The sequence below is a fragment of the Mycoplana sp. MJR14 genome (genome assembly GCF_029210525.1).
GTDB lineage: Bacteria > Pseudomonadota > Alphaproteobacteria > Rhizobiales > Rhizobiaceae > Mycoplana.
The window spans coordinates 330,240-341,693 of record NZ_JARGEO010000003.1 but is presented as its reverse complement, the minus strand read 5'-3'; the positions used below and the strand labels follow the sequence as shown (position 1 = coordinate 341,693).

Genomic DNA, 11,454 nt, shown 5'->3' with positions numbered 1-11,454 from the left:
CCCAAGGTTCAAATGCTGTAGATCGAAGCTAGCGGTCGAGATCGACCAGGTTTCGGGCCACCGACTCGCCGATATGTGCGACCTCCTCGTCGGAAAGCGTCAATCGCGCGGCAGCGGCATTTTCCCGCGCCTGCGCCGGATCGCGCGCCCCGCAGAGCGAGAAGGTTATGCCGGGTTGCTGCACCGTCCAGGCGATCACCAACTGGGCCATGGAGACCTTGTGGGCCTCGGCCAATGGCAGGACGGCATTCGCCAGCTGTGCCACTTTCCGCCTGTTGTCCTGGCTGAAGCGCGGATTGCCATGCCGCTGGTCGTCTTCGGCAAACACCCGTTCCGGTCCGACCTTTCCCGACAACAGCCCGAGCGCCAGCGAGGAGTAGCTGAGCACCGAGACGCCGTTTTCCATCGCAACCGGCAGCAGCGTTCCTTCGATGTCCCGGGCCACCATGGAATATTCCTCCTGGATCGCGTCGATGGCCCCGCTCTCGACATACGCCTTCAAGTCCCCCGGCGACACGTTGCTGGCGCCGATGGAGCGGATCTTTCCCTGCTCCTTCAGGCGGATCAGCGCTTCCATGCTTTCGGCTATCGGCGTGGTCGCATCCTGCCAGTGGGTGATGTAGTGGTCGATATGATCGGTGCCGAGCCGCCTCAGGCTCTGCTCGAGCTCGTAGGCGATCGAATCGGCGCCGAGATGGCGATGCACCGGCTTGCCGTCCTGCTCGAAGAAATAGTTGCCCTTCGTCGTGTGCCAGACGAGGCCGCATTTGGTCGCCAGCACCACCTTGTCACGCCGGCCCTTGATGGCGCGGCCGACAATGGTTTCCGACAGGCCCATCCCATAGGCGGGCGCGGTGTCGATCAGCGAAATGCCCTCATCGATGGACGCCTGGATCGCGGCGATGGACTGCCGCTCGTCGGTGCCGCCCCACATCCAGCCGCCGATGGCCCAGGTTCCCAGCCCGACCACCGATGCCTGAATGCCGCTCTTGCCGACCGGCCTCGTCCTGACCTGATTACTTGCCATGTTCTGCTGCCCCGATATGGCCCATGATATGCTTGGCGACGGCCTCATCGACGACGAGCGAGGTGAGGTAGCGTCCTGCCAGGGCCGCCGCCACCGGACCGGCCTTGAATTCTCCAGCCGCGACGCCGATGACGTTGCGGCAATTGTCGAACTGCCCCGGCGGCAGCGCCACGACCCGCGAATTCAGGTCGATATTGGCGAGCGAGCCGTCGGCGCTGATCAGATGCGCCAGGAACTCGCCCACGATCCCGGCATCGACCAGCGCCTTGCCGCCGCGGGCGGGGTCGGGCAGCAGATCGTAGTAGCCCGAGCCCGGCGCCTCGACCGAACCGATGCCGACGAGTGCGACGGTCGCCCGCCGGGCGAGATCGAACACCTCGCGGATCGAGGCGACGTTCATCAAGAGATCCCGCTGCTCGGCATCCTCGGCAAAGAGCGGCGCATGCACCAGCGACGCGCTGCCGCCGAGCTTTTCCGCCAGGAGCGCGGCGAGATGATTGACGTCGGTATAGTGCTTGCCCTGCACGCCGCCGGTCAGAGGCACGACCCGCACGTCGAACCGGCGCTCGGCCTCCAGGTTCTCGACCACGGCGCTGACCGCCTTGCCGCCCGTAATCGCAATGACGTCGCCATCCCTCAGGCTCTCCAGCATATGGCTTGCCGCGACGCGGCCGACCATTTGCAGCGTCGTCTCCGGATTGTCCGACACCGTCGGCGTCACCACCGACTGCCGCAGCGAAAAGCGGCCGACCAGATCCTTCTCCAGATCGACGAGCCTCTGATACGGGCTGGAGATCGCAATCTTGACCATGCCCGCCTTCCGCCCGGTCGCGATCAGCCGGTTGACCTTCGAATGGGACAGGTTGAGCCGTTCGGCGATCTCCGACTGTTTCAAGCCTTCGATGAAGTGCAGCACGAGGACGGAATACATCTGCCTCTGCTGGTCGAAGTCTTCCCTGATATCCGCCATGGCCTGGATCTCTTTTCCCTGAACAGTTCTCAACGGCGCCGCCGGACGAGGTAGTGATCGAACAGCACTGCCGCCAGCAGGATGCTGCCGCGTATGATGTCTTGCCAATAGACCGAGACGTTGAGCAAGGCGAGCGAACTGGAGACCATGGACAGGAGAACCGCACCGAGGATGGCGCCGAGAATGGTCCCGGACCCGCCCGAAAGGCTTGCCCCGCCGATGACCGCCGCCGCAATGACATTGAGTTCCATGCCGACGCCGAAGCTGGGCTGGGCCGATCCGAACCGGGCCATGTAGATCACGCCGGCAACGCCGCAGAGGGTGGAGCAAAGCGTCGTCGTGGCGAAGATCACCCGGCCGACCCGGATGCCGGAAAAGGCCGCCGCCTTGGGGTTGCTGCCGGTGTAGAACACCTTTCGGAAGATGGTCGTGCGGCGCAGCATCAGGTCGAAGGCCACAACGACGACCACAAAGATGATGATGACGAGCGGAATATTCCGGATCGTGCCCTGGCCGATGAACTTGAACTCGGGCGGCAGCGAATAGAGGCCGAGCGGCCGCCCGCCGGTCGCCAGCAGGCAGACCCCGCGGGCAATGACCATGACGGCCAGCGACACGATGAAATGATGAAGGCCGACCACCGTGGTCAAGAAGCCCATGGCCATGCCGATCAGCATCGTCAATCCGATCGCCATGGCGGCAGCGGCCCAGGGATCGATGCCATTGAGGAACAGCCACCCGCCGGTCACCATGGCGAGCGCCGTCACCGAGCCGACCGACAGGTCGATGCCGCCCGATATCAGCAGGATGGTCATGCCGACGACGAGAATACCCTCGACCGCAAAGGCCATGGCCATGGCCCGGATATTTTCCACCGTCAGGAAGTAGGGCGAGATCAGCGACATTCCGCAAAACAGCGTCATGATGATGAGGATCAGGCCGGTCTCGCGTGCCCTGATCATGGTATCGAACCAGCCGGGCCGGCGTATTGCCGACGACGTGCCTGGCTGCTGTTCCTGGGTTGCTAGCATGCTCCTCACTCCCTCAAGCACGTGCCGTTGCCGGACCGATATCGATCGACGCCAGATGCATGATCCTTTCTTCCGTCATGTCGGCGCCGCGCACCTCTCCCGCGATGCGCCCCTCCCGGACAACGAGCACCCGGTCGCTGATGCCGATCAGCTCGGGCAGTTCCGACGATATGACGACAATTCCGACACCTTCCCGCGCCAGGGCGCGCAATTGGCGATGGATCTCCGCCTTGGCGCCGACATCGACGCCGCGGGTCGGTTCATCCAGGAAGATCACCCTGGGGTCGACCGACAGCATCTTTGCCAGCGCCACTTTCTGCTGGTTGCCGCCGCTCAACGAGGACACGGGGGCCTCGACGCTGCTGGCCCTGAGCTGCAGGCGCTGGCCGAGCTCCCTCGCCCGCGCCAGTTCGCGACGCCGTTCGAGCAGACCCATGCCGTTCGAAATCAGATTGATGTCGAGTGCGGAGACATTCGCGGCGATGGACATGTCGAGAAACAGGCCGTCGCTCTTTCGGTCTTCCGACAGGTAGACGATGCCCTCGCGGATGCTGTCGCGGTAGTCGCGCAGATCGAGGCGTCGCCCGCAGAGCGCGACCTCGCCGGTCGCCCGGCCCTCGAGCTGGCAGATGCCACGAACGATCTCGCTCCGCCCCGCGCCGATCAGGCCGGCAAGGCCCAGAATTTCGCCCTCGAAGAGATCGAAGCCGACATTGAATATCCGCCTTCCCTCGCAAAGCCCGCGGACCGAAAGAATGATGCGGGCAGACCGCTCGTCCTCGGTCTGCTTGGCCGGATAGAGATTGCTCAAGACCCGGCCGACCATGCAGTTGATCACCTCTTCCTGGGTGATCTCGGCGATATCGGCAGTGCGCACATGGCAGCCGTCGCGCATGACGGTGATGCGGTCGCAATGCGCGAAGATCTCGGCCATGCGATGGGAAATGTAGATGATGGCAATGCCCTTCTCGGCCAGCCGGTGCATGATGCGGAACAGGATCTTCGCTTCGGCTTCCGTCAGCGCCGCGGTCGGCTCGTCCAGAATCAGGATGCGGCAGTCGAGCGTCAGCGCCTTGGCGATCTCGACGATCTGCTGTTGTGAAATGGACAGGCTTCCGGCTTTCGCCGCAGGGTCGATGTCGCCGAGTTCGCCGAGCACCGCGGCCGCCCGGCGATTGAGGTCGGCATAGCGCATGAACCAGGCGGGACTGGAATTGGTCTCGGACATGTACATGTTCTCGGCCACGGAGATCTCCGGGCAAAGCGCGATTTCCTGATGGACGAAGCCGATGCCCAGCCTGTGGGCCTCGTGCGGCGAGGAGATCCGTACCTTGCGACCGTCGAGCCGGATCTCTCCGGAGTCGGGCTGCAGAATGCCGTCGATGACATGCATCAGGGTGGATTTTCCGGCGCCATTCTCGCCGGCGAGGGCGTGGATTTCGCCCTTTCTCAGCTCCAGGCGCGCGCCCCGAAGAGCCTGCACCGGCCCGAAGGACTTATGCACATCCTCGATGGCAAGCAGTACGTCGCCCATCTCGCCCCTCCCCTGTTTCACGCATCCTCACGCCAGGCCGCCCGGCGGCGGTCCGCGACGGCCGCCGGGATGACCGCACTCGAAATCAGCGGTTCTTCATGTAGTCGTTGAGATCGAAGGCCGACGCGTTGGCCTTGGTGATGACCGCGAAGCCATTGTCCATCGACGGAATCTGCAGCGGGTTGAAGCCGGAGAGCTTGTAGTCGTTGAACGGATCGAGCAGGTCGGGATGGGCGCCGAGGAAGGTGTTGATGAACCCCATGAAGCCCTGCACGCCCTGGTTCGGGTTGATGGCCATATGGATGTTGCCGGCCTTGATGTGATCCAGCGTGGTCGGCGTGATGTCGGCGTGGATGATCAGCACCTTCTTCTTCGCCTCCAGCACGGCGGTCACGGCACCTTCGGCCGAACCGGCTTCCGGGATCCACAGGGCGCCGAGGTTCGGATTGGCCTGCAGCATCGCCGACACGGCCTGATAGGCGGCATTGGCGTCCTGGTTGGTCGCCTGGCGCGCCACCAGCTTCATGTCGGGATAGGTGCGCGCCATGTAGTCGATCAGGGCCGTCACGCGCAGGTCGTGATTGCTTTGGCCGGGGTTTTCCAGCACGGCGAATTCGCCCTTGGGGCCGAGCTGCCTGACGATTTCCTCCGATGCGAACTTCGCTTCGGCCACGTTGTCCGAGGTAATGTAGGCCGTGCGCTTCGATTTCGGCGAATCCGCCGCGAAGGTGGTGATCGACACGCCGGAATCGACCGCCTTGTTGATCGGCTCGATGAACGGGTCCGACTGCATCGGATGCAGCAATACGCCCTTGGGCTGCTTCACCAGGTCCTGCTCGAAAGACGCGATCTGCTTGGTGATGTCATAGTCCGGCGTGCCGGAGAAAACCGCTTCGCAACCCAGCGACTGCGCCGCCTGCTTGAAGCCTTCGAATACCGGCACCCAGTAGGGATGGGCCGACACCATGACGTTCATCACGTAGGTCTCACCCGGCTCGCAGGCGAATTTCCCGGCCGCACCGGCGGGCGAGACGGCCGCGCCGACGATGAAGACGCTCACGCCAAGGCTTGCCGCCCTTTTCAGGTACTTCAACATATTCCCCTCCCAGGAATGGAGTAACCAGAGATGCAAGAAATTTCCCTCCAAGAAATTTATCGCATGTCGATTGATTACCCTTCATTCCGGGGTCCGTCAAGGTGACTGCTATATATTTTATCGCGTGATATTTATTTCAAACGGTGAACGCTGGGCGTCGCTGCCGGCAGGTCGAGCCACAGGTGCAGTCGCCGATACGGGGCGGCCGCCGCCGCGTGCTGCGCAGGTCACGCGACGCCGTTGCAACCCGGCAAGGCCCTCACCGGGACCTTCCGCAGACCGGTAAATGGGCGGAGCACTCCGTCTGCTCCTGCCGTCAATCGCAAAATGGGTTCTATGCCGCCTGCACCACGCGCGCCTCGAGGTAAGCGATCAGGTCTTCGATGCTGATCAGGGGCAGCTGGTGAAGCGCGGCGAAGGCGACCAGTTCCGGCAGCCGGGCCATGGTGCCGTCATCGTTGGCGACTTCGCAGATCACGCCGGATGGGGCCATGCCGGCAAGACGCGCCAGATCGACCGCAGCTTCCGTGTGGCCCGGGCGGCCGCGCACACCGCGCGGATGGGCGCGCAGGGGGAAGATGTGGCCGGGGCGGGCGAAATCCTTAGGCGCCGTCGCAGGATCCATCAGCGCCTTCACGGTCGCGGCACGGTCGAAAGCGGAGATGCCGGTGGTCGTTCCGGGAATATAGTCGACCGACACGGTGAAGGCCGTCTGAAGATATTCGGTGTTCTGCGGAACCATCAGCGGGAGGTCGAGCGCATCGAGCCGTTCGCCTTCCATCGCCACGCAGATCAGGCCGCGGGCGTGCTTCATCATGAAGGCGATCGCCTCCGGCGTTACCGCGTCCGAGGCGACGATGATGTCGCCTTCGTTCTCGCGGCTTTCGTCGTCGACGACCACGATCATGCCACCGCGCGCCAAGGCGGCGATTGCGTCTTCAATTTTCGAGAGTGTCATTTCATTGCCTTTCAAGGGGTGCCGTGTCGGCGTTTCATCCCTTGGGCGAACAGGCCCGCACCCCGCCCGGCAAGGGCGGTTCTGCAGACATGTCCTCTTCCATCCGGACTGTAACCGTCGGCCCCGGCCTCTCACCGGGTCTGCTGACCTTCCACCTTCGTGAAAGCGCTCGCGGGCTCCCGGATCGCTCCGGATACCGCCGGTGGGGAGTTTCACCCCGCCCTGAGAACACGTTTTAATAAGGAATTCCTGCAGCGGAATGCAAGGGGCCGGCGTTCCGTCGGCCTCCGGAAAGATCACCAGCAGCAGAAGCCGCCGTCGACGAGCAGATCGACGCCGGTGACGAAGCTCGCCGCGTCCGACAGCAGGAACACGGCAGGGCCGACCATTTCGTCGACGCTCGCCATGCGCTGCATCGGCGTCTGCTCCTCGAACAGCTTCGTCTGGTGCACCATTTCGGGTCGCGTGTTCATCGGCGTCGCCGTATAGCCGGGGCTGATCGTATTGACGCGGATGCCGCGCCCGACCCACTCCATCGCCATCGACTTGGTCATGTGGATGACGCCGGCCTTGGAGGCATTGTAGTGGCACTGGCTGAGGCCGCGATTGACGATGACGCCGGACATCGAGGCGATGTTGACGATGGCGCCGCGACCGCCCTTCAGCATGGCGCGCGCCTCCGCCTGGCAGGAGAGGAACACACCCTTCAGGTTGATGTCCATCATCGTCTGGAACTGGCTTTCCTCCATCTCCTCCGCCGGATTGGCGTTGGCGATGCCGGCCGCGTTGACGGCCAGCGTCAGGGCGCCGAGCTCGGCTTCGGTGCGGGCGACGGCATCGTTGAGCGCGGCACCGCTGGTCACGTCAGCGGCGATCCGGATGCTGCGGCGACCGGCCCTGGCGATGAACTCGGCGGTCGTCGCCAGGCCGTCGTCGGTACGGCGGTCGAGCAGCGCGACATCCGCGCCGCATTGGGCAAGGCCCATGGCGATGCGCTGGCCGATGCCGCTGCCCGCGCCGGTCACGAAGGCGACGTTCCCCGAGAGATCGAACAGCTTGGGTGCGTTGAGCGTGATGTCGGACATGTGTGCAGTCTTCCTTGTCAGGTGGTGGCCAGTTCCATGACCGAGACGTCGTTTGCGTCCTCTCGGTTCAGGATACCGGCCTGCTTTCCTTGGGCCATGACCATGATGCGGCTCGAGACCCCGAGGACTTCCTCGAGATCCGAGCTGACCACGATCACCGCGACGCCCTGCCGGGCGAGGTCGATGATGAGATCGTAGATCGACGAGCGCGCGCCGACGTCGATGCCGCGCGTCGGCTCGTCCAGCACCACGACCTCCGGCTTGCGCGCCAGCCATTTGGCCAGCACCACCTTCTGCTGGTTGCCGCCGGACAGCTCGCCGGCATTCTGCCCGCCGCGCCCCTTCACCCCGAACTTGCGGATGAACTCGTCGGCGAACTCGCGGATGCGGCGCGAGGAGATCCAGCCGTTGCGGGAGATCTCGCCGAGATTGGCATAGCCGATGTTCTCGGCGATCGAATGGTCGAGCACCACGCCCTGCAGCTTGCGGTCCTCCGGCACGAGGACAATGCCGTTGCGGATCGCGTCGATCGGCGAGCGCGGGGTGACGGCCTTGCCATGCAGCAGAACCTCGCCACCGGAAATCGGATCGGCGCCGGTGATGGCGCGCACCAGTTCCGTGCGACCGGCGCCCATGAGGCCGGCGACGCCGAAGACCTCACCCTTGCGCACGGAGAAGCTGATGTTGCGGAACGCGTTGGAGGGCGAAGTGAGATCGCGCACCTCGAGGGCGACTTCTTCGGACGGAACCGGAAGCGCCGGGAACATGCGCTCGAGCGAGCGCCCGACCATGGCCTCCACGATCGTCCGGATCGGCACGTCGCCGCTGTCGAATTCCTGGACCTTGGCACCGTCGCGCATGACCACGATCCGGTCGGCGATCTGGCGAATTTCCTCGAGCCGATGGGAGATGTAGATGATGCCGACGCCGTCGGCCTTCAGCCGCTCGATCTGCTGGAAGAGAAGCTGGGTCTCCTCGCCGCCGAGGGCGGCGGTCGGCTCGTCCAGAATGAGCAGGCGCGCGTTGAGCGTCAGCGCCTTGGCGATTTCGATGAGCTGCTGCTTGCCGGTCGAAAGCCCCTCGACCAGCCGGTCCGGCGAAATCTCGAGGCCGAGCCTCCGGAGACCGCTGCGCGCCCGCTCTTCCATGGCCTTGCGGTCGATGCGGCCGGACCGCAGCGGGTAGCGGCCGACGAAGACGTTTTCGGCGATCGAGAGCTTCGGCAGAAGCTTCAGCTCCTGGTGGATCATGCCGACCCCCTCGTCCATCGCGGCGCGCGGATTGGCGGGGGCATAGGTCCTGCCGAGCCAGGTCATCTCCCCCGCCGAGGGCTGCACGGTGCCGGAAATGATGTTCGACAGGGTCGATTTTCCGGCACCGTTTTCGCCGAGCAGCGCCACGACCTCTCCCGGATGGATGTCGAGATCGAAACCATGGAGCACCTTGATCGGACCGTAGGACTTGTGGATCCCACGGAGCGACAGGATGGGAGAGCGTGTCGTCATGGCGCTGCCTTTCGGGTCCGGTTTACGGATGGCTCTTGACGAATTCCGGTGCGTTTTCGCACGTCGTCAGCACAGCGTTCGGCGTCTGGCGCTCCTCGACCTTCTGGCCGGCGGCGACGGCCAGCGCGGATTCGACGGCGAGCACGCCCATCTTCTGCGTGCTCTGCGTCGCGGTCGCGATGAAGGGCCCGTTGCACTTGGCAAGGTATTCGAGCGCCGAGACGTCGCCATCATAGCCGCCGATGATCACCTTGTCCGAGAGATTGGCCACATCGACCGCCTTGGCCGCACCCATCGCAAGGCCATCGGCCTGGCCGAAGATGATGGTGATGTCCGGATTGGCCTGCAGCATGTTCTGCGCGATCGAGAAGCCCTCGTCGGCGGACCACATGTTGCTCCACTGCTGGTCGACCAGTTCCACGCCCTTGTTCTCGTCGATGGCGCGCTTGCAGCCGGTGAAGCGGTCGACCTCCGGTGTCGTGCCCTTCTGGCCGTGGATGATCGCCATCTTGCCCGAACCGCCGGCCTTCTCGATGATATGCTTGCAGACGGCGTAGGCGGATTCGACGCTTTCGCCGGCGATGAACGTATCGCCCGGCGCACCTTCCGGAACACGGTCGACGTTGATCACCGGAATTCCGGCCTCGCGGGCAAGGCGGGTCGGCACGGCGGCCGCGGCAGCGCCGGCCGGAATGTAGATGAACGCGCCGATATCCTGGGTCATCAGGTCCTGCACCTGGCTGACCTGGGTGTTGGTGTCGTTCTTGGCGTCGACGACAATGACCTCGATGCCCTTTTCCTTCGCGTATTTTTCGACGCCGAGCTTGATCTGGTTGAAGAAGTCGGCCTGCAGGTTCGGCACGGCAAGGCCGATCTTCTTGACTTCGGCGGCCGACGCGCCGAGCGGGGATGCAAGGATCGTGGCCGCGGATGCCGCCATCAGCAGTCTGGACAGTTTCATGGTTTCTCCTCCGAGTTTCCCGGTGGCGCCCTGCGGCTTGCAGGAGGCCCCCTTCCCTTTTGCCGGCCGGCACCATTGCCGACCGATTTCAATGCACTGCCGGGCGAAGCTCCTCACTTGCGCTTGCGGTAGGTTTCGGCCGTGACGGCGAGCACGATGACGGCGCCGATGATGACCTGCTGCATGAACGGCGAGACGCTGAGCAGGTTGAGGCCGTTGCGCAGCACGCCGATGATCAGGACGCCGATGATGGTGCCGCCGATGCCGCCGGTGCCGCCGGAGAGCGAGGTGCCGCCGATGACCACGGCCGCGATCGCGTCGAGTTCATAGGAAACGCCGGACGACGGCTGGACCGAGTCGAGCCGGGCGGCGAGCACCATGCCGGAGAGGCCGGCCAGGAAGCTGCACACGATATAGACGAGCACGGTGGCGCGCTGGACATTGATGCCGGCAAGCCGCGCCACCTCGGCATTGCCGCCGATGGCGTACAGCACGCGGCCGCCGTGGCGATAGCGCTGGTAGAGAAGCCCGACGATGAAGACCACCACCATCACGGCGACCGTCAGCGTCAGGAAGCCGCCGAAACGCACGATCGCCATCATGTTGAACCAGGCGGGAAAGCCGATGATCTGCTGGCCGTCGGTGATCATGTTCGCAAGGCCGCGCGCGATCGACATCATGGCGAGCGTGGCGATGAAGGCGGGCACGTTGAAGCGCGTGATGAGCAGGCCGGCGACCAGCCCGTTCAGCGAGGCGACGAGCAGGGCCAGCGGAATGGCAAGCCACATCGGCACCCCGGCGACGACGTTCAGATAGCCGAGCACCATCATCGCCAGCGCCATGACCGAGCCGACCGCGAGGTCGATGCCGCCAATCAGGATGACCAGCGTCATGCCGACGGCCATGACGCCGAGCACGGTGATCTGATCGAGCACATTCAGGAAATTGCGGATGGACAGGAACTTGTCGGTCGCAAATGTCAGGAACAGGCAGAGCACGATGAGGCCGATCAATGGACCGGTCGCCCCACGCAGCGAGGGGAGCATCCCGCCCGAGATTCCCATCCTTGCCTTTACCGCCGCCACCATGAGCGCTCCTCCCGCTTCGTTGCGGCTTTGCAGCGCAACGCATAAATATTCATGCTCGTCTTTAAATTCGTATATGATCGATGGCCCAGGTGTCAATACGACATGGGCGGCATTTCTTTCCTCCGATCACGCAATTTTCCCTTGACTTGACGAAACCTCGTGCAAGTATATAGCTGACTGTATATTTATTCACTCAGAG

Annotated in this window: 10 protein-coding genes and 1 riboswitch; all 10 genes read right to left on the bottom strand. The window is 64.0% G+C overall.

Going from position 1 to position 11,454, the window contains the following annotated elements; genetic code table 11:
- Window positions 1-28 precede the first annotated feature (28 nt).
- Window positions 29-1,027, bottom strand: a complete 999-nt coding sequence (locus P0086_RS09570; RefSeq protein WP_275784950.1) for an aldo/keto reductase — start codon at window positions 1,025-1,027, stop codon at window positions 29-31.
- Window positions 1,017-1,997 (bottom strand): sugar-binding transcriptional regulator, encoded by a 981-nt coding sequence (locus tag P0086_RS09565; RefSeq protein ID WP_162714627.1) that lies wholly within the window; start codon window positions 1,995-1,997, stop codon window positions 1,017-1,019. Before P0086_RS09565 ends, P0086_RS09570 begins: the two co-directional genes overlap by 11 nt.
- A 29-nt stretch (window positions 1,998-2,026) precedes the next feature.
- Window positions 2,027-3,028 carry an ABC transporter permease gene (locus P0086_RS09560; protein WP_112597124.1) on the bottom strand — a complete coding sequence of 334 codons (1,002 nt, stop codon included), beginning with the start codon at window positions 3,026-3,028 and terminating at the stop codon, window positions 2,027-2,029.
- Between the two features lie 13 nt (window positions 3,029-3,041).
- Window positions 3,042-4,562 (bottom strand): sugar ABC transporter ATP-binding protein, encoded by a 1,521-nt coding sequence (locus P0086_RS09555; protein ID WP_275784947.1) that lies wholly within the window; start codon window positions 4,560-4,562, stop codon window positions 3,042-3,044.
- An 85-nt stretch (window positions 4,563-4,647) separates the two neighbouring features.
- A complete protein-coding gene (locus P0086_RS09550) occupies window positions 4,648-5,658 on the bottom strand; it encodes a substrate-binding domain-containing protein (protein ID WP_148177845.1) in 1,011 nt (336 codons plus the stop codon).
- A gap of 334 nt (window positions 5,659-5,992) precedes the next feature.
- Window positions 5,993-6,616 (bottom strand): 3,4-dihydroxy-2-butanone-4-phosphate synthase, encoded by a 624-nt coding sequence (ribB, locus tag P0086_RS09545; protein ID WP_112597118.1) that lies wholly within the window; start codon window positions 6,614-6,616, stop codon window positions 5,993-5,995.
- Window positions 6,617-6,703: 87 nt separating this feature from the next.
- Window positions 6,704-6,850, bottom strand: a riboswitch (FMN riboswitch).
- A 62-nt stretch (window positions 6,851-6,912) separates the two neighbouring features.
- Window positions 6,913-7,701, bottom strand: a complete 789-nt coding sequence (locus tag P0086_RS09540; protein ID WP_112607342.1) for an SDR family oxidoreductase — start codon at window positions 7,699-7,701, stop codon at window positions 6,913-6,915.
- Between the two features lie 17 nt (window positions 7,702-7,718).
- Window positions 7,719-9,206, bottom strand: a complete 1,488-nt coding sequence (locus P0086_RS09535; RefSeq protein ID WP_275784945.1) for a sugar ABC transporter ATP-binding protein — start codon at window positions 9,204-9,206, stop codon at window positions 7,719-7,721.
- Between the two features lie 22 nt (window positions 9,207-9,228).
- Window positions 9,229-10,167: a substrate-binding domain-containing protein gene (locus P0086_RS09530; protein WP_275784943.1), complete on the bottom strand. Its 939-nt coding sequence runs from the start codon at window positions 10,165-10,167 to the stop codon at window positions 9,229-9,231.
- 113 nt (window positions 10,168-10,280) lie between these two features.
- Entirely contained in the window at window positions 10,281-11,255 is a 975-nt protein-coding gene (locus tag P0086_RS09525; protein ID WP_275784942.1) for an ABC transporter permease, read from the bottom strand.
- Window positions 11,256-11,454 lie beyond the last annotated feature (199 nt).